This is a genomic window from Candidatus Acidiferrales bacterium (assembly GCA_036514995.1).
GTDB lineage: Bacteria > Acidobacteriota > Terriglobia > Acidiferrales > DATBWB01 > DATBWB01.
Map to the genome: position 1 here is coordinate 1 of DATBWB010000031.1, position 23,796 is coordinate 23,796.

Annotated in this window: 23 protein-coding genes; 10 read left to right on the forward strand and 13 right to left on the reverse strand. The window is 60.6% G+C overall.

Going from position 1 to position 23,796, the window contains the following annotated elements; all coding sequences use genetic code 11:
• Positions 1 to 57: 57 nt before the first annotated feature.
• From VIH17_02445 to VIH17_02455, 3 genes are all read right to left on the reverse strand, one after another.
• On the reverse strand, positions 58 to 2,628 hold the full coding sequence (locus tag VIH17_02445) for a glycoside hydrolase family 3 C-terminal domain-containing protein (GenBank protein HEY4682090.1): 2,571 nt from the start codon (positions 2,626 to 2,628) through the stop codon (positions 58 to 60).
• Between the two features lie 362 nt (positions 2,629 to 2,990).
• The gene (locus VIH17_02450; protein ID HEY4682091.1) at positions 2,991 to 3,281 is read right to left on the reverse strand and encodes a hypothetical protein; all 291 of its coding nucleotides are present in this window, start codon (positions 3,279 to 3,281) and stop codon (positions 2,991 to 2,993) included.
• A 4-nt stretch (positions 3,282 to 3,285) separates the two neighbouring features.
• On the reverse strand, positions 3,286 to 4,449 hold the full coding sequence (locus VIH17_02455; GenBank protein ID HEY4682092.1) for a hypothetical protein: 1,164 nt from the start codon (positions 4,447 to 4,449) through the stop codon (positions 3,286 to 3,288).
• 123 nt (positions 4,450 to 4,572) lie between these two features.
• On the opposite strand from VIH17_02455, the gene VIH17_02460 reads away from it, so the two are divergent.
• Positions 4,573 to 5,445 (forward strand): hypothetical protein, encoded by an 873-nt coding sequence (locus tag VIH17_02460; GenBank protein ID HEY4682093.1) that lies wholly within the window; start codon positions 4,573 to 4,575, stop codon positions 5,443 to 5,445.
• A 332-nt stretch (positions 5,446 to 5,777) separates the two neighbouring features.
• The gene (locus VIH17_02465) at positions 5,778 to 6,167 is read left to right on the forward strand and encodes a hypothetical protein (protein HEY4682094.1); all 390 of its coding nucleotides are present in this window, start codon (positions 5,778 to 5,780) and stop codon (positions 6,165 to 6,167) included.
• 422 nt (positions 6,168 to 6,589) lie between these two features.
• On the opposite strand, the gene VIH17_02470 is transcribed toward VIH17_02465, so the two are convergent.
• Positions 6,590 to 7,603: an acetamidase/formamidase family protein gene (locus tag VIH17_02470; protein HEY4682095.1), complete on the reverse strand. Its 1,014-nt coding sequence runs from the start codon at positions 7,601 to 7,603 to the stop codon at positions 6,590 to 6,592.
• 238 nt (positions 7,604 to 7,841) lie between these two features.
• On the opposite strand from VIH17_02470, the gene VIH17_02475 reads away from it, so the two are divergent.
• The 3 genes from VIH17_02475 to VIH17_02485 all read left to right on the forward strand — a co-directional run bounded on the left by VIH17_02475 (position 7,842) and on the right by VIH17_02485 (position 10,646).
• The gene (locus tag VIH17_02475; protein HEY4682096.1) at positions 7,842 to 9,236 is read left to right on the forward strand and encodes a nicotinate phosphoribosyltransferase; all 1,395 of its coding nucleotides are present in this window, start codon (positions 7,842 to 7,844) and stop codon (positions 9,234 to 9,236) included.
• Between the two features lie 2 nt (positions 9,237 to 9,238).
• Entirely contained in the window at positions 9,239 to 9,871 is a 633-nt protein-coding gene (locus tag VIH17_02480; protein HEY4682097.1) for an isochorismatase family cysteine hydrolase, read from the forward strand.
• 196 nt (positions 9,872 to 10,067) lie between these two features.
• Positions 10,068 to 10,646, forward strand: coding sequence for an elongation factor P (locus VIH17_02485; GenBank protein ID HEY4682098.1), 579 nt, complete (start codon positions 10,068 to 10,070; stop codon positions 10,644 to 10,646).
• Positions 10,647 to 10,673: 27 nt separating this feature from the next.
• Here the strand turns inward: VIH17_02485 and VIH17_02490 are convergent, their stop codons facing one another.
• Both VIH17_02490 and VIH17_02495 read right to left on the reverse strand, forming a co-directional pair.
• Positions 10,674 to 10,910: a hypothetical protein gene (locus VIH17_02490; GenBank protein HEY4682099.1), complete on the reverse strand. Its 237-nt coding sequence runs from the start codon at positions 10,908 to 10,910 to the stop codon at positions 10,674 to 10,676.
• Positions 10,911 to 10,924: 14 nt separating this feature from the next.
• Entirely contained in the window at positions 10,925 to 11,428 is a 504-nt protein-coding gene (locus VIH17_02495) for a hypothetical protein (GenBank protein HEY4682100.1), read from the reverse strand.
• A 210-nt stretch (positions 11,429 to 11,638) separates the two neighbouring features.
• On the opposite strand from VIH17_02495, the gene tdh reads away from it, so the two are divergent.
• From tdh to VIH17_02510, 3 genes are all read left to right on the forward strand, one after another.
• Complete coding sequence (gene tdh, locus VIH17_02500) at positions 11,639 to 12,694, forward strand: L-threonine 3-dehydrogenase (protein ID HEY4682101.1); 1,056 nt, start codon at positions 11,639 to 11,641, stop codon at positions 12,692 to 12,694.
• A 19-nt stretch (positions 12,695 to 12,713) separates the two neighbouring features.
• Positions 12,714 to 13,913, forward strand: coding sequence for a glycine C-acetyltransferase (locus tag VIH17_02505; GenBank protein HEY4682102.1), 1,200 nt, complete (start codon positions 12,714 to 12,716; stop codon positions 13,911 to 13,913).
• 115 nt (positions 13,914 to 14,028) lie between these two features.
• A complete protein-coding gene (locus VIH17_02510) occupies positions 14,029 to 14,532 on the forward strand; it encodes a DUF4395 family protein (protein ID HEY4682103.1) in 504 nt (167 codons plus the stop codon).
• Positions 14,533 to 15,330: 798 nt separating this feature from the next.
• Here the strand turns inward: VIH17_02510 and VIH17_02515 are convergent.
• The 5 genes from VIH17_02515 to VIH17_02535 all read right to left on the reverse strand — a co-directional run bounded on the left by VIH17_02515 (position 15,331) and on the right by VIH17_02535 (position 21,605).
• Entirely contained in the window at positions 15,331 to 15,750 is a 420-nt protein-coding gene (locus tag VIH17_02515; protein HEY4682104.1) for a hypothetical protein, read from the reverse strand.
• Between the two features lie 247 nt (positions 15,751 to 15,997).
• Positions 15,998 to 18,586, reverse strand: coding sequence for a TonB-dependent receptor (locus tag VIH17_02520; GenBank protein HEY4682105.1), 2,589 nt, complete (start codon positions 18,584 to 18,586; stop codon positions 15,998 to 16,000).
• A gap of 26 nt (positions 18,587 to 18,612) precedes the next feature.
• Positions 18,613 to 19,446: an SDR family oxidoreductase gene (locus VIH17_02525; protein ID HEY4682106.1), complete on the reverse strand. Its 834-nt coding sequence runs from the start codon at positions 19,444 to 19,446 to the stop codon at positions 18,613 to 18,615.
• Between the two features lie 230 nt (positions 19,447 to 19,676).
• Complete coding sequence (locus tag VIH17_02530; protein HEY4682107.1) at positions 19,677 to 19,973, reverse strand: HU family DNA-binding protein; 297 nt, start codon at positions 19,971 to 19,973, stop codon at positions 19,677 to 19,679.
• A 261-nt stretch (positions 19,974 to 20,234) separates the two neighbouring features.
• On the reverse strand, positions 20,235 to 21,605 hold the full coding sequence (locus tag VIH17_02535; GenBank protein ID HEY4682108.1) for a dipeptidase: 1,371 nt from the start codon (positions 21,603 to 21,605) through the stop codon (positions 20,235 to 20,237).
• 317 nt (positions 21,606 to 21,922) lie between these two features.
• Between VIH17_02535 and VIH17_02540 the strand changes: the two genes are divergently transcribed.
• Together VIH17_02540 and VIH17_02545 are read left to right on the forward strand one after the other, a co-directional pair.
• Positions 21,923 to 22,261 carry a tetratricopeptide repeat protein gene (locus VIH17_02540; protein HEY4682109.1) on the forward strand — a complete coding sequence of 113 codons (339 nt, stop codon included), beginning with the start codon at positions 21,923 to 21,925 and terminating at the stop codon, positions 22,259 to 22,261.
• 9 nt (positions 22,262 to 22,270) lie between these two features.
• A complete protein-coding gene (locus VIH17_02545; protein HEY4682110.1) occupies positions 22,271 to 22,498 on the forward strand; it encodes a hypothetical protein in 228 nt (75 codons plus the stop codon).
• 178 nt (positions 22,499 to 22,676) lie between these two features.
• Here the strand turns inward: VIH17_02545 and arsM are convergent, their stop codons facing one another.
• Positions 22,677 to 23,426 carry an arsenite methyltransferase gene (gene arsM / locus VIH17_02550; protein ID HEY4682111.1) on the reverse strand — a complete coding sequence of 250 codons (750 nt, stop codon included), beginning with the start codon at positions 23,424 to 23,426 and terminating at the stop codon, positions 22,677 to 22,679.
• Positions 23,427 to 23,476: 50 nt separating this feature from the next.
• The coding region (locus VIH17_02555; GenBank protein HEY4682112.1) for a metalloregulator ArsR/SmtB family transcription factor at positions 23,477 to 23,796 on the reverse strand (320 nt) is incomplete at its 5' end.

Here is a 23,796-nt window from a genome sequence, read left to right on the forward strand (position 1 = left end):
AGAGCACTGGGCTCGCCATCCTGCCGGAGCGGCAGGGCAGACGCGCTGCCCCAGCTCTTAGGGCCCACCCGTGGCTGCCATCGCCGCCAGTCCCGCCAGCGTGAGCTTGCCTCTAAGTTCAATCTGTTCGGCGGAGCGCCCAACGAGCACCTCGAATTCGCCTGGCTCGGCGCGCCACTGCTTCGAGTTCACATCGTAATAAGACAACGCCCGGCGATCGAGGGTCACGGTGACTCGCCGCGTTTCTCCGGGGCGTAGATTCACCTTTACAAAGCCTTTCAGTTCCTTCGCAGGCCGGGGCAACTTGGCGTGCTTGTCTCCCACGTACAACTGCGCCACTTCGGCGCCTTCGCGTTTCCCGGTGTTGGTCACATCGAACGACACACTGAAGTTGCCTTCGGACGCGACCGACAGATTACGATAGGCAAACGTGGTGTAGGACAGTCCGTATCCAAAAGGAAACAGCGGCATCTTCCCGCTGCGTTCGTAGCCGCGATAGCCAACGAAGATCCCTTCTTTGTAAACGACCCGCTTCCCGTCGTCCTCGGGGTAGTAGCTGTCGTGAGTGGGATTGTCTTCCTCGTGGCGTTCGAAGGTAACAGGGAGGCGCCCCGAAGGATTGACATCGCCGAACAGAACTTCCGCCAGCGCTGTGCCGCCCTCCTGGCCCGGATACCAAGCCTGCAACACTGCCGGGACGCGATCGAGCCATGAACTCATGTCCACTGCCCCGCCCGAGGTGACCACAACGATCGTGTTCCTATTTGCCGCGGCCATTTCCTGGATGAACTGCTCCTGTCCGGGAGGCAAGCGGAAGGTGCGGTCGCTGCCTTCGCTCTCGCTCTCCGGATCAAAACCCACCGCGAGCACCAGTGCTTCCGCCTTCGCGGCGAGCGTCTTAGCTTCGGGATCCACAACGCCGTCATGGCGCACGATTCCCAGACTCAGCCGCGGCTCGACCCACTTCGACCGCCCGCGGTGCTCCAGCACGACCTTGTGCGGCGTCGCCTCGAGCGAAAGGCTGGTGTAGTTCACGAGCGCCGTCGCGGACTTCCAGTTGTCCAAGACGAGTTTGTCATCCACGTAAAGACGATAGGAGCCGCCATCTTCTCCCGTTGATCCCACAAAAACATCGTACGAACCCGGGCGCTGTGGGACGTAATAGCCTGTCCACCGTGCCGCAAGCGATTGCTCCGGAAAGACCAGGCGAGACCGCATCCCGAAGTTGACGTGCTGTTCGGTGCGGATGAGGACCGGCGCCCCTTGCAGCTCCATGTTGTTGAAGTATTCCGCCTGGAGGCCCGGTTGGCCGTTCGACGCCGCAGTCGAAAAATTCGTCGCCTCAGCCATCTCACTCAAGCTCAGCACGCCGCGGCGGTAGTACGCCGGCGCGGCAGTCCCGAGGTAGTTGCTGATGCCTTCCAGCAAGCTGACCGCTCCGAACGGCAGCACCTGGGCGCTGCCTCCTCCCACCGGCACCGCGGGATAGGCGCCGGGACCGATGATGGCAATGGATTTGATCCGCTCCTTGCCGAGCGGCAGCAGGTTGCCCTCATTCTTCAGCAGCACCATGCTTTCGCGGGCTGACTGCAGCGCTACCTGGCGGCCTTCCTGGTTGTAGCGCGGGATGGAAAGATCGGTCTGGTCGTGGTCGAGCCAGCCAAACTGTACCGCCTTGCGGAGGATGCGTCGCACCTTGTCATCAATCGTCGCGATGGAAACTTTACCCTCCTGGATCGCAGGGAGGAGCGTCTGCCGGTTCATGAAGGCGCCAGAGGGCATCTCCAGGTCCAGGCCGCCGTTCGCCGCCGCGACACCATCGTACGTCGCGACCCAGTCGGACATGAGGATGCCGTCAAAGCCCCATTCCCTTTTGAGGACGTCCGCATTGAGAAACTCGTTCTGCGTCATATGGGCGCCGTTGGTCAGGTTGTACGAGTCCATGACGGCGCCGACGTGCGCTTCCTTGACCGCCGCCTCGAACACGGGGAGATAAATCTCGCGCATGGTGCGCTCATCAATGACCGAGTCCGTGTTGTGGCGGTCGAACTCCGAATTGTTTCCCATGAAGTGCTTGATCGTCGCGCTGACGCCCTGGCTCTGCACGCCTTTGATATACCCCACCGCGATGCGCGAGGCGAGGAACGGATCTTCGCCAAAGTATTCGAAATTTCGTCCATTCCTCGGCGCGCGATAGATGTTCACGCCCGGCCCCAGCAGAAAGTGCACGCCTTTGGCCTTTGCGTCCCTCCCGATTTCCTTGCCCACACGCTCGGCCAGCGCAGGATTCCACATGGCAGCCAAAGCAATTCCGCCTGCCATGGTGGTGGCAGGTCCGAAATTACGGACGCCGATCGGGCCATCGGCCATCTTCAGACGGGGCAACCCAAGTCGCGGCAGGGCGCGGATAAAAAAACCGTCAACGCCTCCGAGCATGTCAATCTTTTCTTCGAGCGTCATTTGGCTGAGGATGGCCTCGACCCGGCGCTCAACGTCACCAGGCGCGGGCGAGGCCGACTGCGCGAAGGCCTGTAGGCCAATGAAGAGAACAATCGCGATCGCACAGCAGAGTTTTCGCATGGGACGCAGAGAGGCGAGCCGCCACCTCAACTTGGTCTTCCTGGCCATGTTAATCTCCGACGCTATCCTACACTTGTTCGCCGCGAATCATCCGTGCTTTCGGCACGCTCACCCGTACCCGGTTCTCGCGCGCCCGCCTCCCATTCGCCCCAGATCGGACTGGGTGCTGGCGCTCAAGTTCAAGCCGCGCGAAATGTCTCTCGTTCCCTCTCTATTCTCCTGCGCCGATTTCAAACTGCCTGGGCGTTGACCGGGTTGCTATAAGGATGTGGTTTTGACACATCTCGCCGCGGAAGCCAGGCATGCCCGCAATCAGTGAGTTACGGCCTCGATTTCGAGGACCCTTTTCACACCTCTAGTTCTCCAAGGGTACGCAGAAGACGCGTCGTCCAAGCTAGCGACTTCCCAGTTTATCGAGCGCCTCTTGCCTTCGGTGGCAAGAACTTTTTCGGAATCTTGGCAATCACGGTGTAATTGGGGTCCACCACCTCGGTCACGTCCGTGACGCTCACTTTGGAAAGAAGTTCGTAAGCGTCCATTTCAGATAGGCCGTAATCGCGGTGGAGCCAGGCAATCAGTTCCGTGTAGGCGATGCGCAGGGCATCTTCGAGCGGGCGATAACTGCCCACCGCCATCAGGTAGTCGGCATCTTCCATGTGCGGCCAGGCCAGCTTCTGGCCTCTCGAGCCTGGGTGTATCAAGTTACTATTTTTTCTCGAGCAGGGCGCTGAGAAGGCGCGCCAGTTGAGCCTGTTGTGGGATGAGCGTGGCCCGGTCGGAGACACTAACATCGTTGCGCGTCAGGAGCGCGAGCTGGGTGGCAAGCACCGGCACGGCAACATCCTTCGGCACATAGACGCGCTCCAGCGGCGTGAAGGCCAACCAGTCAGACCCCGTGCGGCGTAGCTCCCAACGGCGCTTTTCGCGACGCCGCTTCACGTTGATCCGCTTGCCGGCAATGACCACCCTGGAATCAACCCGAACGTGGGCCCAGCCGCGCTCGCCTTTCACTTCCACGCGCTCGACGCGGAGCTGATCGAAAATGACCACGGGATGGGATAGTTTCAAGGGGTCATCGGTACGAAGGACGTTCCCAGCGGCGTTGCTCAATTCGGAAATGGCTGCGGCGATTTCCTCCGGTCTCGGTTGCGCCCGGCGAGTCACGATCAGGATACTGGGAGGAATCTCAAAAGTCTGGCGGGCAGCGGTGGAGATGGGCTTGGCAATAACTGTGGCTGCTGATTCGGGAAAGGTGTTCGCGGGAGCTGTCTTGGCGGCGGACGGGGCTCCGCGTTCTTCCTCGACAACCGGCACGGTAATGATTTGTACCGGTGTCTCGAGGGCTGGACGGGCGGGTCGGGCCACGGCCAGGGCGAGCCTGCCTGCCCTGCCTGTGACATAGCGATAGAAGCGTGCTGGCCCACGCCCCAGCCAGTAGGGCGAGTTGTAGAATTCGGTGCGGAGGCCCGAACGGACTGAACTGTAAAAGGAGCGGTCAACAGGGTCCACCACGATGCCGACGTGGCCGGGCCAAACAATCAAATCGCCCGGTTGCGGCGTTTTGAGACGCGCAAAACTTTCAATTCCGGCGTAAAGGTCGAACGAGGGGGCATAGGGGTAGGGGAGGCCCGCAAATCGGTAAACCTGGTGGACAAGGTGAGAGCAATCGGGCTGGTCGGTCACCTGCTGCCGATGTTGCCCTGAGGCGTTGACAATCGCCAGACCCTCTTCAACAGTCAACAGCCGGGGCGCGACTTCTTCCGCTGTGCTGGCCGCCTGAACTTCGGGCGGCAAGGCCACCGCGAGTGCCGAATACCCAAGCCAGACCGAGAACACCAGCCCCCTGGTGGAGGGATAGGCAAAATGCATCGTCGCCTCCAGCTAGGGGGAGACAGCCATTTGGCTGGGTTGGGAATAGCCGTTGTCATGGTAAGATGCATCTAAGACCGTATAAGATACCCGGCCTAGAACCCAGCCCGGAAAGAGAGAGCGATGGGAATTCGCGTGCCGAGAACTTGCTTTGCATTGCTCGCCCTGGTGCTGGGCCTGCCGTTGAGCGCGGCCGCGCAAACGCGTGCCACGGTTACGGTTCGGCTGGTTGACACCCTTAGTACTGGAAGCAGCCAGCCCGGCGATACCTTCACGGCCACGTTGGCCAGACCCCTTGTCGTCAACGACCGCATCGTGGCGGAAAAAGACACGCGTGTCACCGGCCAAGTGCGCGAGGCGGTTAGCTCAGGCCGGCTAAAGAGCCCGGCGTTGATTACGTTGAGCCTCAATACCGTCCAGGCGCCCTCGAGGCAGATTCCCTTGGAGACAGGCGATTTGACCATCAAGGCTGGCTCGCATGCCACGCGCAACATCCTGATTATCGGCGGTGCTGCGGGCACTGGCGCCGCGATTGGAGGCGTGGCAGGCGGGGGCAAAGGAGCGGCGATTGGCGCGGCAGCAGGTGGGGCTGCAGGTGCCGTGGGCGCCTATCTGACCGGGAAGCGTGAAATCGTTCTCCCGTCGGAAACGCTGCTGACGTTTCATGTAACTTCGGTCGTCATAAGCCCCGAAGAACTCGCGCAACTCCAGCGTGTCACCTATCGCGAAGGCGATGTCCGTTCGGCGGTGAGGCGGCGCCACCACCACGACGACGATGATGATGACGAAGACGAATACGAGTTCGAGCATCCTCAAAGGATCGAGGTGCGGTTCCACGATCACAAGGCCAAAATCAAGATTCGCTGGCCCCGGCGTATTGAGCGGCTGACCCTGAAGGGCGACGATCTTGACGACATCGTCGAGGAGCTGGCCGAGCACACCAGGGTTTCGGTTAAATTCCTCCGCGCCAAGATCAAGATTAAGGTCGAAGACTAAGCGAGAACGCAAAAAATCTAGTGGATTTTCTGAAGTGATTTGAGTCCCCTATTCCCCCGAGGTTACGGTTCGGCTTGCCTTCGACACAGCGGGGGTGGAACGGCACCTCCCATTCAAGCCCACCCAACTGCTGCCGTCAGCCCATGTCAAAATCATGACCTTTCGGTGCGCCGGAAGGAAAGCGTTACGGCACACCGCGATACAAGTATTCCCACCGACTAGAGGAAGAACTAGCCATCCGCGTTGACTTATCCTGGACAGCTGCCTAAGATGTCAGCGAAGGGCTGTTCCAAGAGAAAAATTCGAATTTCCGACTGCACAAGGAGGGAGGAATGCAGAGGAAGCTTGCCGTGTTGCTCGCGTTTTGTCTGGGTGCAGGGTTGGCTACCGCCGTGGCCCAAAAATCCAAGGATTCCACCATCGTCGATCCCGACGTCCACCAGGTCGTGCTGGAGAATGACCACATCCGCGTACTGGAAGCCCGCGCGGCACCGGGATGGAAGAGTCCCATGCACACGCACCCGCCGCTGGTCCTCGTCAGCATCGGCTCCGCCCGGGTGAAGTTGAAAACACCTGAGGGGCAGACACAGATCGTAGACTTCCGGCCCGGTACCGTCCTGTGGAGGGACAAGCCTGTTGAGCACTCCTGGGAACTGCTGGCGGGCAACCTGCACGTGGTCGCAGTCGAGGTCAAAGCGGCCCAGGCGGCCAAGGGCAACTAGGCCGTTCAGAGAGACAACAGCAGACCAGACAGCAGCGCGGCACGCGCTCCGGCATCCGCCCCACCACAACAAAGTCGCCGGGGATGCTCGCCAGTGCCCCGTGCTGCCCAGGTCGTCAGGCGTTGCCACACTGAGCGCGGCGATAAGGTTTCCGGCGGAGCCACCGGTCGAGGAGCGTTGCAGGCGCAGGCCGATGGTTTGCACTAACCACTGCGCCTGACGGAACAGTGCCCTGCACTTTGACCAAAACCATGTAGTTTTGGAATAGCTCGCAGTGGGAGCCCCGGAGGGGCGGAATCAGCGGGGTACGGCGTGGCTTTCACGAACGCTCTCTACAGCCCTCAAGTTTGCCTGAACAGAGGATGGAAGCCCATGAATGTTGCGCAACTGCTGTGGATGAGCCGACCTACCAACTTCCGGGTTTACCGGGGGCCTTTTGTCTTCGGCGGCAAAAACTTTTTCGGAATCTTGGCAATGACGGTGTAATTCGGGTCCACCACTTCAGCGACGTCGGTGACGCTGACTTTCGAAAGAAGCTCATAAGCGTCCAATTCGGAAAGGCCGTATTCGCGGTGGAGCCAGGCAATCAGCTCCGTGTAGGCGATGCGCAGAGCATCCTCGAGCGGGCGATAGCTGCCCACCGCCATCAAATAATCGGCATCTTCCATGCGCGGCCAGGCTAGCTTCTGGCCTTTGATGACGTCCACCTGGATTTTGACTTTCATGCCGACTTCGATGGCCGTGCCGGCGATTTCCCCCTCGCCCTGCGCGGCGTGCCCATCGCCGAGATAGAGCAGAGCGCCTTTTACGTTGACGGGCAGATAGACGGTCGTGCCCTTGCGGACAGGCGGAGCATCCATATTGCCGCCCCACTCGCCCGGGGTGATCGTGCTTCGTGCTTCCCCATCGGCGGGCGCCACCCCCAGGCAGCCCAGGAAGGGCGCGAGCGGAATCTTGACCGTGAAGTCGGAATCCTTCGCGCGAAACTCGGCCACACCCTTCTCTTTGTCAATGGGATAAAGCCAGTAGCGAGCTGGCGCGCTCGGGCCAAGCATGGGCGTGTACTTGGAACTGGTCAGAATGCCGAAGCCGGGAAAGATTCCGCCGACACCCACATCGCTTGAGACTTCAAGATCCAGAATGGTCACTGCCAGAGCGTCACCCGGTTCGGCGCCCTCCACGTAGAAGGGACCAGTTTGGGGATTGGGGCGGAGCGGTTCCCATCCGCTCTTGGGATCCTTGACGTTTTCAAATTGATCGGCCGCCTCGGTTTCCACGATGTCGCCCGGCCGAACCCGCAAGACCGGATCAGCCGTGGCGAAGACATATTTCAACTCTGACTTTTTGGGGACGTAGCGGAGGGTTTCCGCCGACACGACCGGTGTGATGGTCGCGAGGAGGGCAACCAGGGCAGCGAAAGCGATTGAGTGTGTCATGTTCAGCTCCTTCAGTCCCGAGCCCTCGGGAGAATCCTATGTTCAGACCCGCCAGAAACGGTGATTGGTCCCAAGCTGGTGAAACAGATCGTGGGACCATGGCGGGTGGAGATTGTAGCGCAGCCGGGCACACCCGCACCGCTCATTTGGTAGGCGGCGGCGCTTGACGCACTCGGCTAGCGGCTCGATAATTCCTGTCGGGATGGGCTTCATCCTCTTCTGACTGGACAGAATACCGATGTTCGAACCGCGTCTGACACATTCGGCTCTCCTGACCGACCTCTACCAGCTCACCATGGCGGCCGCCTATGTGCAGACGGGCGTCGCCGAACGCGCCACCTTTGAGCTTTTCGTTCGAGCCCTTCCTCCGAACCGGTCGTTTCTGCTGGCGGCCGGGCTCGAGACGGCTCTCGATTACCTGGAGAACTTGCGCTTTACCGCCGAGGAAGTCACCTATCTCCGCTGCCACCCGGCCTTTCGTCATGTCGGCAGCAGGTTTTTCGAATATCTCGAGAAGTTTCGTTTCACCGGTGACGTCTGGGCCGTACCGGAGGGCACGGTCATATGGGCGGAAGAACCCGTTGTGCGCGTGACGGCGCCGATCGCCGAGGCACAGATCGTCGAAACCTATTTGCTTGCCACGATCAATTTTCAGATGCTCGTCGCCACCAAAGCGGCCCGGGTGGTGCAAGCGGCCCGGGGACGCGGCATCATTGAGTTTGGCACTCGCCGCGCCCATGGGCCGGAGTCGGGCGTTCTGGCTGCCCGCGCCGCCTATATCGGCGGGTGTATCGGGACCTCCAACGTGCTCGCCGGCTACTGGTTCGGCATCCCCACCTACGGCACGCTGGCCCATTCCTGGATTATGGCCTTTGAGGATGAGCTCGAAAGTTTTCGCCGCTTCCTGGAGGTATTCCCGGACCACGCCATCCTGTTGCTCGATACGTATGATCCGATGGCCGCCCTCGAAAAAATGATTGCCTCACGGCTAAGGCCCCTGGGGGTGCGGCTTGACAGCGGGAACCTGCTGGAGAAAAGCCGCCAGGTTCGAAAGAAGCTGGACGCCGCCGGGATGAAGGACGTGCGCATCTTTGCCACCGGCGACCTGAACGAATATTTGATTGCTGAAGTGGTGGCTCAGGGGGCGCCGATTAACATGTTCGGGGTGGGAACCGAGCTGGCCACGTCCAAGGACGCGCCCACCCTCGGCGCCATCTACAAGCTGGTTGAGGTGGAGCGGGACGGCCGCGCCTTCCCGTGCGCCAAATTCAGCGAAGAGAAGGTGACCTATCCAGGCAAAAAGCAGATCTTCCGGTTTTCGTCGCCCGATGGATTCTATCATCACGACGTGGTCGGTTGCGCCGAGGAGAGTTTTCCGGGCGCGCTTCGCCTGGTGGAACCGGTGATGCGGGAAGGCCGAAGAGTGCGACCGTCGCCCGCGCTCGCCGATGTGCGGGCGCTCGCCTCCGCCAACCTCGGCCATTTGCACGAGCGCTATCGCCAGGTCGCCGCCGTCGAGCATTTTCCCGTCGAATACAGCGCGTCGCTCCATCAATTGCTGGAGGTGGTGCGACAGCAACACTCGCCTGCTCCGCTGCCTTATGCTGCAGGGCCGGGTGGAAAGAAATCCTGAACATGGCCGCAAAAGAACCCAAGCCTGTCTTTTGGGATGTGGATACGCAGGCCGACTTCATGCTGGCCGGCGGCCGGCTTTACGTGCCGCACGCGGAAACGATTATTCCGAACCTGAAGCGGCTGGTGGAGTTCGCTCGCGCGCAGAAACTGTTGATCGTCTCCTCGGCCGACGCGCACCAAACGAACGACGAGGAATTTCAACAATGGCCGCCGCATTGTCTGGTAGGCACCCCCGGCCAGCAGAAAATTCCGGAGACCGTTGCCGAACGGCGCTTTGTGATTCCCAATCTGCCGGGCTCGGCGCTGCCTTTCACTTTTGATGGATACGAACAAATTGTGTTGGAAAAGCAAAAACTCGATGTGTTCACCAACCCGAACATCGAAACGGTTCTCTCGCTCCTCGGGAAACGGCCGGTGACCCTGTTCGGGGTGGTGACGGAATATTGCGTCGCCTGTGCGGCTCGCGGGTTGTTGGAGCGCGGCTACCCCGTTCACATCGTGACGGATGCCATGAAGACCCTCAACGAGCCGGCCGGGCGGGCGACGATTGAATCCTTGGTCGCAAGCGGCGCGACGCTGACGGACACGAATTCCGTGTTGAAAGACGCCGCGTATCGCGCCGAACGGGCCTAGTGCCCTCTACGAGATGGTTCCCATGGGCAGAAGCCTGTGGGCCGAACGTGAGCGCAATGTTGTTTCTCCCGTTCAGCCCAGCGGCTTCTGCCGCTGGGCTGAACACAGTAAGTTGGAACGGCGCAATGGTTCGGACGGATTCCGGTACATCGCCGCTCCCGAGTCCCGAAGCATCCGGATCGGGACGAGGTGAGCCATGATCATTGCATCGCAGCTTAAACCCGGAATGGCCGTCCGCGTCGAAGGCCAGATCTACCGCGTGCTGGGAGCGGAATTCCACGCTGGCGGCGGCCAGCAGGTGGGCGTCGTCAAGACCAAGCTGCGCAACGCTCTCACCGGCACGATGTGGGAGCCGCGCTTCAGGCCGGATGAGAAGCTGGAAGACCTGGCGCTCGAGCGAAGGACGATGCAGTTCCTCTACCGCGACCTGGAAAATTGCTACTTCATGAATCCGTTCACCTATGACCAGGTCGAAGTCTCCCGCGCCGCGCTCGGGCCGGTGGAGAAATTCTTAAAGGAAGAGATGCAGATTCCCGTGGATTTTTTTGAAGGCCGGCCGATCGGCGTGGTTCTGCCGCCGGTGATGGAGGTGCGGGTGACCGCAACCGGCCCTGCCGTCCACTCCCAACAGGACAGCACGTGGAAGGAGGCGGTCCTCGAGAATCAGATGCAGGTCATGGTGCCGCTTTTTATCGAGACGGGAGAGACCATTCGCGTCGAAGCGGAAACTGGCCGGTACGTCGAGCGCGTGCGGGCGGAAAAGAAACGGTTTTGAAAGGTAAGGAGCTTCGCTCGTAAGGAATCAATCGTCGCGTTTGCCCACCCACCGGCAGCGGAATGCTCCGGCGCGAACGTTGGTCATGATTTTCTCGACGACGCCGTCCAGCGCGTCGAGCGAGAATTGCTCACCTTCGTAGTAGAGGGCCGGCGGGCTTCCAAAGGGTTCGGCCCAGACCTCAAAGATTCCCCCGCCGGTGGATACCTCCAGGAAATCTCCCTGCCGCAGGCGCTTCTTGATCTCTTCCCCGGTCCAATCCATGAATCCCCCTCCGCTCAGCGCACCAGTCGAGCCGCTGCTTGCAAGAGTGAAGTCGTTATTCTATCCAGAAGCGCATGCACCGGGGCAATCAAAAAATAGGCGGCCACGGCGAGGGCTACGGTTGCGGCTCGAGTGGCCAGGGGCCCGCGCTTTTCGAAAAAGAACCCGGCTTCGTGCAATGCGCGTGTGTCTGCCGGCTTGCGTAGCAGGGCGAATCGCACGCGAGCTTCACCGGGCAGCCGCAAACTCCACAGCCCGAAGATGATATAGAGCGGCCAATCCGGCACGGGCAGAAATGCCCCGTAACCTCGCAGCAGGGAGAGGCTGAGCAAAGCGAGCAGGAATGTTTCTGTCTCCCGGCCCGGGTTGAGCCGGCGCGTGCGAACCCGGTCGAGCCATCCCCGCCGCATCATCGCCCAATGCGCCGCCGCCGTCGCCAACCGCACCAGCAGGATGGTCGCCAGCACGGGAAGAAAGAAAAAGAACAGCCAGTGAATGATTTCTCGCAGGAGGCGCACGGCGGCGCAAATGATAGCTGAGGCAAGCTCGGCTCACAAGCAACCGGGCCGAGCCGGGCTGTATTTGCTGGGCGACTGTGCTAAGATTTGGGCCTCGCACGGCGCATCCCAGTCTTCCTGCCGTGCTGATTCCTGCCCCGATCCTCCCGAAATTTCGGGAAGGGCGTGTACCTCGCCAGGTTTCAAGAGGATGGGGGCCTGCCTCTCGCCATGCCAACCGCCACGATGCAAGCGATCCGGAAGGCGCAGCCGGCCCGAGGAGCCGAGTGGAAGCAGGTGGACGTCCCGGGCATCGGCCCCCAGGATGTGCTGGTGCGGGTTGAGGTCGCTTCCATCTGCGGCACCGACGTCCACATCTACAACTGGGACGCCTGGTCGCAAGCGCGCATCCGGCCGCCGCTCACCTTCGGCCATGAATTCTGCGGCATTGTCGAGAAAGTCGGCAGCGAGGTGACTTCCATCAAGCCCGGCGATTTCGTCTCCGCGGAAATGCACGTCACCTGCGGCCGTTGCCTCCAGTGTCGCACCGGCCAGGCACACGTTTGCCAAAACCTGAAAATTATCGGCATTGACGCTGACGGTTGCTTTGCCGAATTTGTCCGGATCCCGGAACGCAATATCTGGAGGCTGGACGAGAAAGTTCCCCGCGAATACGCCGCCATTCTGGATCCCCTGGGCAATGCCGTGCACACGGTCCTCTCCGGCGAGATAGCCGGGCAGAACGTGGCCGTCATCGGCTGCGGCCCCATCGGTCAGATGTCGGTCGCAGTGGCCAAGGCGTGCGGCGCGGCGACCATCTTTGCCATCGAGATCAAGCCGGAGCGGCTTGCCCTGGCACGAAAAGTCGGCGCCGACGTATGCATTGACCCTCAAAAGGAAGACCCGGTCAAGCGCGTGCTCGGAGAGACGAGCGGCGTCGGCGTGGATGTCATGCTGGAGATGTCCGGCCATCCGCCCGCCATCCACCAGGGCTTCCAGATGCTGCGCGCCGGCGGCCGGGCTTCTCTGCTCGGCATCCCCACGCAAAAGGTCGAGATGGACCTGGTCGCCGAGGTCATCTTCAAGGGAGCGACCGTCCACGGCATTTACGGCCGGCGGATGTTTGACAGTTGGTACAAGATGACCGCGCTCATTCGCTCGGGGCGCCTCAACCTGGACCCGCTCTTCACCGACCGCATCCCCATGGAAAAGTTTGTGCCCGCCTTTGAAAGACTTTCCTCGGGCCAGGGATCGAAAGTCTTGATGTATCCCCACGGCTTGCCGTAAAACAGCCCCGGAGGAACCCGTGACGCAACCGACCACTCAGAGACCCACCATGAGTTTTCTGCGCGAGGAGCTGGACAAGCTCAAGGAGAAGAACCTCTACTTTCGCCTGCGGGTCCTGGAAGGCGAGCAGTTGCCGGTGGCGCGCTTCGACGGCCGCCAGGTGATCAATCTTTCGTCGAACAACTACCTGGGGTTGACCACCCACCCGAAGCTGCGGCAGAAGGCGCTCGAGGCGGTGGAAAAACTGGGAGTGGGTTCAGGAGCGGTGCGCACCATCGCCGGCACGATGAAGATTCACATGGAGCTGGAAGAGCGGATCGCCCGCTTCAAAAAAACCGAGGCCGCGGTGGTCTTCCAGTCCGGCTTCGCCGCCAATGCCGGCACGGTGGCCGCCATCCTCGGCAAAGATGACCTGATTGTGTCGGATGAGCTGAACCACGCCTCGATCATTGACGGCTGCCGGCTTTCCCGGGCCACCATCAAGGTCTTCCAGCATAAGGGCGTCGCCGACTGCGAGCGCATCTTGAAAGAGACGGCCAACTGGAATGGCAAGAAGCTGTTGATCACCGACGGCGTTTTCTCAATGGACGGCGACATTGCGCCGCTGCCGCAGCTCTGCGACCTCGCCGAGAAATACAACTGCATCATGATGATTGATGATGCCCACGCTTCAGGCGTGCTCGGCCGGAACGGCCGCGGGACGGTGGACCACTACAACATGCACGGCCGCGTGGATATCCAGGTGGGGACGCTTTCGAAAGCTATCGGAGCCCTGGGCGGATATGTGTGCGGCAGCCGCGACCTGATCGAATACCTCTACCATCGCGCCCGGCCGTTTCTGTTTTCCACCTCGCATCCGCCGGCGGTGGCCGCGTCCTGTATGGCCGCTTTCGAGGTGCTGGAAGAAAATGAGGAAATCATCCAGAAGCTCTGGGAAAACACAAGATTCTTCAAGAAGCGCCTGACGGAAATGGGTTTTAACACCGGCATGAGCGAAACGCCCATCACGCCGATCATCGTTGGCGATGCCGCTCGCGCCTTCGCCTTTTCCCGCGGTTTGTTTGAGGAGGGAGTCTTTGCCCAGGCGGTCGGGTTCCCGACGGTCCCGGAAGGAAAGGCCCGCATCCGCACGATCGTCACCGCCACCCATACCCGGCCGGAGCTGGAGCGGGCGCTCGAGATCCTCGAACGTGTCGGCAAGAAGCTGGGTATTGTCTGAAAAGTGGTCGAACCGGTGACCCCGCGGCAAAGCCTCAGGTGAACCCCGCCGCGGCGGGGACGCTGGACGTGAGCCCCGGTTTGTCATATTTGCTACTTTCGGTCAGGAGAGAGTTATGACCTCATCCGTCGAGCATCGCTTCATGCAGCAACAGGGTTTTCTCGATGCAGATGGTCCGGCCTGTGCGGCTCATTTCCGGGCCTTGCGCTTTCAGCCCTCGATCGTGGGGCCGCTCATCCTGCTCGGGATCATCCTGCAATCGAGGTTTGTGTTCGCAGCCCTCTCTGCCCTGCTGTGGTTTGGCGTGGCGCTTCCCCGCTGGAATGTCTTTGAGGCTCTCTACAACGCGCTTGTGGCCGAGCCGATGAAGAGGCAAAAACTGACGCCGGCGCCGGCCCCGCGACGTTTCGCGCAGGGCATGGCCGCCACCTTCATGCTTGTTGTCGCCGTTGCTTTGAGCATGGGCTGGTATTGGACCGGCGTGGTATTTGAGGCGTTCATCGTGATCGCATTTCTCGCGCTACTGTTCGGAAAGTTCTGTTTGGGCTCCTATATCTATCACCTGATCCGCGGCCGTTCTGAACTTGCCAACGCCACGTTGCCCTGGTCGAAGAGCTAGAATCTGTTCCATAACATAGAAGGACCGGCCAGGGGTTTTATCATGCTGAACCCGCGACGGCGGCCGAAGCATTTCGACTTGAGATTCTTCGGTCGCCGCGCGCGCCCTGAGCGCCGCCGAAGGGACGACCTCAGAATGACACCCAGCGACCCGAGGTTGTGAAATGGCTTCTAGTGCCGTTCCAACTATTTTGGGCTAAGTTCTTCATGGACTCAGCACGTATAACTAATTATGTCGCTCCAGCTCGCTATTCTGCTCAATTAGTTGGAACGGCACTAGCCGCGGGCGATAGCCGGGCCCGGAATTATTGACCTCACCACGAGCAAGTGCCGCCCCACGACCCCGAGGAATGGAAGTGGCTGCCCGGATGGTTCCAATCTTTCTGGCAACCTATGTTGTGCGAGGAACAGGAGGAATCGCACAGCCTTCTTTCCTTCCTCTTAGGTTGCTTGGCCTTTTTCTTCAACCTCTTTCCCCCCGTCGAATCTCTTCCCATATGTATCGGCATGGTCGCCTCACCAGCAGAGGGTCGAGCCCCTCCGCATGCTAGATTATCCACTAGGGCGGACTCCCTGTGTCAAGGCCGCTCGAGAGGCCGAATCGGGCAAGCTGGCCGCTGCGGATTCCAGGTTAGAGGGATAGGAGCCAGCCGCTCCTCCCCAAACGCTCTACCATCATCCCACGGGGACGAGAAAACGTAGGGGCGTACGGCCGTACGCCCCTACCACAACATCATCGGAACTTCGCTGTGGAAGTGTGGGGCGAGTGGCGAGCCTACGAGGTCTCGTCCATCGCCGCTTACTTCTCAGCCCTCGACCAAAGCGGCACGCCCTGATCATCTCGCAGCGCCAGAGTCGCGCCCCCCAAGGTAATCGTCTTTACGACGACGTACTCGTTGGCGCCCTTCTTCATTTTCGAGCCGACTAGCGCCACCGGCTCCTCTTCTTTGAGCGTCATTTTTTTCAGGTCGAAGAACCAATCGGGCGCGAGGTGAATGATCATGCGACCCTGGTCGGTCTTGATAATGCCGTGCAGGCCGCCTTTGCCGCAGCAGCCGCCCCGCTTCATGTGGGTGATCTTCTCGAGCGTCCCGCTGGCGGTGATCTCCGTCTTGGGATCGTATTCGGACTTGGGGCCCACGCCTTGGGCGAAAACCAGCGTCGCCAGGCTCCCCACCAGAAATGCGGCCAACATGAGCCTTACCGCCGAGTGAGTCATAATGTCCTCCATGGCAAACACGGAACTTGACGGGGCACGGCGGGGAATGAAAAAGGACTCGCGGCAGGACCAGGAAGGGGGTCAAAATGACCCGGAGTTAGTTTCTCGCTTCAAGTCCAGAATTGCAAGTTTATTTTCTAAGCCTTTGGTATGCATTGAGTTGCCGGCGAGTATGCCAGGAGCCTCGGCAACTCCACTCAGCCACTCGCGCCTGGCCGAGGGATGCTCTTCGTTTCGCTGGGCACGACTAAAAGGCGATTTCAAACTTGCCTCGGAATCGGCGCCCGATGCCGTTCGAGAAGCCGCCGAAATTGGGGCTAAAGATGTTCGCTTGAAAGTCGCGCGGATTGAAATGGTTGGTGACGTTGAAAACCTTGATGCCAATTTGAGTTTGATACTTCTTCCCCAGGAACGGTATGGCGAATCCGCGGGTGAGTTGTAAATCGAGCGAAGCGAAAGTGGGGAACCGCCCGGCCCGGTTGCGCGGGCCGACAAAGTTGAGCTCGCTATCCACCACAGAAAAAGGGAAGCCGTTCCGAACGTCCAGCACGGGCGAAGCACGCAGCTTCCACGGCAATGCGATCATGCCCCAGAACAAGAAGCGGTTGGGAGCATCGTAGGGCAGCCGCGAGCGCTCGTTCGGGCGAATCACCGGATTCGGGAAGTTCCCGAAAAGCGCGTCAAACGAGTTCAGGTCGCCGGTGGCCCGGGAGCGAACGTAGGACGCAAAAAAGTTTGAGCGTTCGCTCAGTTGGTAGCGAGCGGTCCATTGAAATTCGCGATAGCGCTGCCGGCCGGAAGAAGCGAGCAACAGGGTGCCGGTATTGTTCGGCCCGGCGAAGGGCTCAACCAGAAAATCGTTGTGCGTTTCCCTTTGCTCGTAGCCGAACCGAAACAACAATCGCCGGGTAAGCTCGCGGTCCACTTGAAACTGCCAGGAAAGGCTGTACGGCGTCTTCAGCCCATTGTGATCGAGCACGTGGGCGAACCTTCGCGGGCTGTCCACCACCGTCACTCCATCGGCAGCAAAGCGGGTGACCACCGGCGGCGGCAATTGCGTGAACGTGCCCGGGGCGAGCGGGATCTTGTCATAGAAAAGTCCAATCCCGCCGCGCACGGCGGTCTTGTTGTCTCTGAACGGCGCATAGACAAAGCCAAGCCGCGGAGCAACATTGTTCTGCCCCGAGAGTTGATCGCGGTCGTAGCGCAGGCCGAGGTCGAGAGTGAAGCGCGGCCAAATCGCCCATTTTTCCTGGACGAAGCCGGTGTACTCGTTTTTGTCCCGGCCGATCGGGCCGCCGCCAACGTAGCGGATGACCTGGCTTGTCGTTCCATCCTCGCGCCGAATGGTGACCGGCAAGTTTTGATAGATGCCGTCGTAGCGGTTGACCACCACTTGGTAACCGGCTTTCAGCAGATGCGTTCCGGCAGCGCGGAAGAGCGGAAAGTGATAGATCTGCCGCCAGTCGTGGCGGAAGCTTTCGCGGTCCTGGCGATTAAAGAAGCTGCCCGAGTTCTGCTCCGGGAAGAGGACGTAACCGGGTTGCAGGGGGTCAGCCGGGAAAACGTGGGCGTCGTAGCTTTTGGCGGAAAAGAGGCTTTCGAGAAACGACCCGTTGGCGAAAATGGCGCGGTCGGAAAAACTGAGTTGCCAGCCGCGCTGCCGGAAATTGGGAGTAGCGCCTTCTGGATTGAAGGTGTCGAGCGTGACGAAGGAGAGATTTTGGGGATAGACGGCCGCGGTCATGCTGAAGCGGTGGTTCGGGTTGATGTTCCCATCGATCTGGGTGAGCGAGTCGAAACTCTCGAGCACTCGATCGTTCTTGAGATTCGGCTGGCTTTCCACCCGCGTGCGCACAAAGCGGTAGTCAAAGGCCTGCGAGAAATACAGCCTGCCCTTCACCACCGGGCCGGCGGCGATGACGCGGGGAGTGATCGACCCGAGCCCGACGATAGTGCCGTCCCGCCAGCGAAGGCGCGGGAAGAAATTGGTCAGGAGGAATTTCCACGTATCGCTGCCCGGCCGCGTCTCAATCTCCGTCACGCCGCCGGTGAATTTCCCGTACTCGGCGGAAAAGGGACTGGAAAGAACCTGGACGGATTCGATCGCCTCGAGGGGAAGGCTGATGGCGAACTGTCCCGTCACCGGGTCGGTCACGGTGGCGCTGTTAACCAACAGTCCGGACTGGGTGCCGCGAGCCCCCTTGACGTTGAGGAGGCCATCGGGCCCGCGGACTACGCCGGGCAGCAGCGGCAAGGCATCCTGAAACCGTTCGTTCACCAGGGGAGCCGATTTGATGATTTCCGGCCGCAAGGTTTGCCCGGAAGGCGCGCTTGATTCCGTCGTTTCGATGCCGCCGGTTTCCGCCCGCACCGTGATCTGCTCCACCCGGCCCTTCGGTTGAATCCGGATGTTCAGCTCGAGATCCTGACCTCCGGCAAGCCGGAATGTTTGTGTGGCGATTGCAAATCCAGGCAACTCGACAGTGATCCGATAGTCGCCGACCGGCAGACGAATGTATTTGTACTCGCCTACCTCGCTGGTGACGGTGGCCAGGCTCCGCCTGGTCTGGAGATGGGTGACGGTAACCTTGGCGTTTGGCCAGATGGTCTGAATCTGATCGTCGCCGACCGTATAGACGATGCCGTGCAGGTTCGCACCGGCTGTTGCCTGGAGGGGGAGAAGGTAAGCACACGAGGCAAGGATGGCAAGCCCGCCCAAAGCAAATGAGCGCATTGCGCGAAAGAGTTTTTGGCGGGCAAGCGGCGCAATCGAAGCGCGGCCCCCGTTTTCTCGGAAGCACGTATAGAGGCGGTAGATCATCCGGAAGCCCATAAACTTGCCCGTTCCATTTTTGCGCGTCAGCCCCGGTCGCGCCGCAACGTGAGGCCGCCATCCACCAGGATGGTTTGGCCGGTGATGTAATTGTCCGGCTCGAGAAGAAAACGGATGGCGCGCGCCACATCCTCGGCTCGGCCGAAACGGGCGATGGCTCCGCCTTTGATGAACGAATCGTATTTGCCCGCCCGAATACTTGCCTCCGCCATACCGGCCATCGTGACGCCCGGGGCGACAACATTCACGCGAATCCCGGCTGGCCCGCCCCACTGTTTGGCAAGGATGCGCGCCGCCTGCACCAGCGCTGCTTTCGGCCCGGCATAATTCACGCTGCCGTCGAACGGCGCCACCGCCTGCATCGTCGAAAGCAAGACGATGCTGCCCGGAGTCTTTTGGGCGAGCATGGCTTCCCCGGCGCGCTTGGCGAGCAGCACCGGCGCGATATAGTTTCGATCCGCGGCGGCGCGCATGGCAGCTTCGTCCAGCCGGCTCCATTCCACTCGAGCCGGGTCGCCGACAAGAACCGCCAAGCCGTAGAGAAGGCCCCATTTTTCCGCGGCCAGGACGTAGCGCTCGCGCACGGCGGCATGGATGAGGTCGCCTTCCACCAGCTCGATGGTTTGTTGGAATTGTCCGGCGATGGCCCGGCGGAACTCTTCTGCGCGGGAGCGGTTGGAACGATAGCCCGCCACCACCCGCGCGCCTTCGCCTGCCAGCAGCGCTGCGGTGGCGGCCCCGAGCCCGCCGGTGGCGCCGGCGATCAGTACCACTTTTCCGGAAAGGGTTCTATCCGGAAACTCGAAGGCAAACCGGCGATAGAGCTCGAGCCTCGCTTCGTCCAAAAACTCGGATGCCATCCCGCCTCCTTGCCCGTATTCGGGCTTGCCGGATGCCGCCGGCCCGCCGCTCGTGGTGAACCGGGGCCACCCGGCGGTTCTTTCTTTCATACGAAAAGAAAAGAGGCGAATCCGCCCCGTCTCGATCCAGAGTCCCGATGCTTCGGGATGGGGATTCGAGACGGGGAAACCCGCCTCTCGTTGCGAACTCCCTTCCGGCGCTTGCCCGCTTACATGAATGGCGAGCTTGCTTACTTCTTCTTGCCGAGGACGGACTCTTTGGCCGCCTTGGCAACCCGGAACTTCACCACCGTTTTGGCCGGAATCTTGATCGGCTCGCCGGTCTGCGGATTGCGGCCCATGCGTGCCTTGCGATTGGCCTTCACGAGCTTGCCGATCCCGGGGATCACGAACACGCCCGCGCTCTTTGTCTCTTTGTAGGCAAGATTGACCAACTCCTCCATGAAGCCGGCGGCGGCCTTTTTGGTCATGCCAGCCTTCCCCGCCATGTGGGCTACAACCTTGGACTTGCTCATTGCTTTCGCCATCGACTCTTGCTCCTTTTAATCGGGTTCAATCCGAATTGGGAAAAACGACCCTGCCGGTCAGACAAGGTTCCTTATTGCGCGCTGAATATACCCAACGGCCGCGGCCACTGCAAGCGAAAAAGCTCAAAACCCCTCGGTTTCTGCGGATGATTCGCACGCGCATCACCCTTCACGACCAACGGGCGTTGGTCTCAAGCGAGTGGTCGCAAGCTTGCCCCGAGCCGGCGGCGGGCCGAAGGGTCGAAAGGTTGCTCGCGACCGTCAAGCCACCTTGCTCAGTTCTTCGTAGAAGTGAGCGACGCTCTTGATGCCGCCGAAGTAGTTTTCGAGGAACAGGTGCTCGTTGGGCGCGTGGGCGTTCTCCTCGGGATGGCCGAATCCCATCAGGACGCACGGTTTGCCAAAGGTCTCGTACATATGGGTCACGAACGGAATGGAGCCGCCCTCGCGGATAAAAACGGCCTTTTTGCCAAAGCCTTTTTCGAGCGCCGTGATGGCCGCCTGGAAGATGGGATGCTTGTAGGGCGCGCACCACGGTCGGCCCGTGCTCAGCGTTTTGAACTCCACCTGGACGCCCTTCGGGGCAAGCTGCCGGAGATATTTTTCGAGCGCCTTGCTGACCTTGATGGGGTCCTGATTGGGCACCAGCCGGGTCGAGAGCTTGGCATAGGCTTTCGAAGGCAGAACGGTCTTCGCGCCCTCGCCGGTATAGCCGCCCCAGATCCCGTTGAGTTCCAAAGTGGGCCGGGCCCAGATGCGCTCGAGGGTCGAAAAGCCGGCCTCGCCCACCAGGGCGTTTGTGCCGACGGTTTTCTTGAAATCCGACTCCTTCCACGGCAGCTTGGCGAAGGCTTTCCGTTCCGCCCCCGTCAGGGGCACGACGTCCTTGTAAAAACCCGGGATGGTAATGCGGCCGCGCTTGTCGTGGAGCTTCGAGATCATTTCGGCAAGGGTCGTAATCGGGTTGGCGACCGCGCCACCAAAGGTGCCGGAGTGAAGATCGGTGACTGGCCCCGTGATCCCCACCTGAAAATAAGCCAGGCCACGCAGGCCGTAGGTGATGGATGGGCAGCCCTTCTTGAGCATCCCGCTGTCGGAGACGACCAGGGCATCGTTCTTGAGCTTGTCGAGGTTGTGTTTGACAAAGTCGTAGAGGTTCTCGCTGCCGACTTCTTCTTCGCCCTCGATCAGCATCTTGATGTTGATGGGGAATTTGCCTTCGACCTTCTTGTAAGCCTCGAGCGCCTTCAGGTGGATGTGGACCTGGCCTTTGTCGTCCACCGCGCCGCGAGCATAGAGGTTGCCCTCGCGGACGCTTGGCTCGAAGGGCGGAGTCGTCCAGAGGTTGAAAGGCTCGGCTGGCTGGACGTCGTAGTGGCCGTAAAGAAGAATGGTGGGCTTGCCGGCGGCATGCAGCCAGTCGCCGGTGACGAGCGGGTGGCCTTTGGTCTCATGCCGCACGATGTTTTCGATGCCGGCGGCGCGCATCTTTTCCATCACCCAGTTGCAGGCGCGCTCGATGTCCGGTTTGTGTTCGGATTTCGTGCTGACGGAAGGAATGCGGAGAAATTCTTTCAACTCTTCCAGATGACTCTGCCGATTCTGCTCGATATATTCATAGACGCTTGCCATGGTTTGCTCCAGAGTGGGATTGGGAACAGGCTCCGTCGCGCGGCCTCAAAAAACGTATTCTAGGTTGCCTCGGGCAAGGTGACAAGCGAAAAGGGTGGGAATCGCCGCCAGGCGAAGAAGACCAATCGCCGGCTACGGCGAGGGAGGGCGCTCAAGAACCGCGGGAGGGGAGCGGCGGTCTGGTTCCTTGGTCTCGCTCTTTTGGCCGCTCCGCGATGCTCCCTCCGGTTTTGCGCCCTTGCTTTCCGGTTGCGATGGCGCGCGTGGCTGCGTATGCTAACTGACGTTTCAAGACAACAAGGACTTGGCTCGCGTTCATGACGGAAAAATCGCGCATCGAACAATTTAAGGAACTGCTCGCCCTCGACCCGGACGATCCGCTGGTGCACTACGGGTTGGGCAGTGAATACCTCAAAACGAAAGAGTATGCGGAGGCGGTGGCCTGTTTTCGTCGGGTGCTGGAGCTGAAGCCGGACTATTCGGCGGCTTATCGGGAACTGGGGAAGGCGCTCGAGGGCACCGGCGAAACCCAGGCAGCCGCAGAAATGTACCGCAAGGGCAAGGAGGTCGCCGGGCAAAAGGGCGACATACAAACCATCAAAGAAATGGATGTCTTCCTGCGCCGGATCGAGAGAACGGAATCAGGAGGGCTTTGAGGAATCGCCATGGAACTTGCTCCTGCTTACGAAAAGCTCGAACGAGCAAGCGCCGTTGTGATGGAAAAAATAGGCGAGCTGAACGAACTCGCCGCCACTCTCGCCGCCGGCACCCACCGCATTGCGCCGCGTGTCGAAGTGGACCAATTCCGCCAGATCCTCGACGACCTCGACTACGCCCTTGGCGAACACGCCCAGGCCCGCGAAGTATTCTTCAAAGCTATGCGCGGCGAGTAGCCTCCCGGTCCTCAGCCCTCAATCCGAGTTGGTCTATCGAGTCCTCATCCCTGTGGCCGCGGGCCGGGCGGAGGCGGAGAAACTAGCCCATCACTTGCTGGCGGAAGGATACGAGGTCATTATCCTTGCCCGTCGTTAACGGCTCGCCGTGAAGGGACGTTTGCAACCTACGCCACAACTATTGACCGGGTTTGGTTCCCACCACCGTTATCCCATGCGCCGTGATGAAATCGAGGGCGGGTTGGTCCATGGCCCGTCGCTCGGCCACAACGCGCACATCTTGAAAACCCGCCTCCCGCAGCGCGCCGAGGTAGCGTTCCTCCCCCCATGCTGAAGCCACGCAGCTAGCCACTCGAAGCTTCTTGAGCGCCTTTTGCAAAAGTGGCCGCTCGCTCCTCAGCACGACGTCGGAGATGGCAAAGCGCCCGCCCGGCCGGAGGGCCCGGTAGATCTCGCGGAAAACGGCCTTCTTGTCCGGCGCCAGGTTAATGACGCAGTTGCTCACGACAACGTCCGCCGTCCCGCTCGGGACCGGCAACTTCTCGATGTCGCCCTGGCAAAATTCAACCTGGGGATAGCAGCCCTTCTCGGCGTTCGCCCGGGCGCGTTCGAGCATCTCCGGCGTCATGTCCACGCCGATGACGCGGCCCGATGGGCCCACGGCATTCGCGGAAAGAAAGACATCCATGCCCGCCCCCGAGCCAAGGTCCACGACCGTTTCGCCCGTTTGAATCTTCGCGGCGCGAACGGGATTGCCGCTGCCTTCGCCCAGGTAAGCGCCGCCGGGAACAGAGGCAATCTCCTCGGGCGAATAGTCGGCCGGCTTGCCCCGGGGCACGCAACAGCCGCCATCACCCGCCATGCGCGTGCGGGCTATTTCCCCATAAGTTTCCTTGACCTGCTCCTTGATTCCTTCGCTTCGATTCATGCTTCCTCCATGTATAGATTAAGTATCTAAATTTTTTTTGAGAACTTTTTTTATACCTCGGCGAGGCTCTCTCCCAACCTCCGAATGGCCTCTTCCTTCCGCTTGCAATAGACCCACAAACCCAACTTGCGGCAGTCGATCAGGCCGGCATCACGCAACACCTGGAGATGGTGGGTGATGGTTGGCTGGGTCAGCGGAAATTCCTTTTCCAGGTCGCACACGCACATCCCCGGCGACCTCGGGTCAATCTCCTCGCATGAGCAGCAGCCCGGCCTCTTCAGCAGCGCCAGGATCCGCAAGCGCGTCGGATCAGAAATCGCCCGGAGTTGCCGGAGGAGCTGCTCTTGGTTTCGGCCGGTCGCTTTCATCG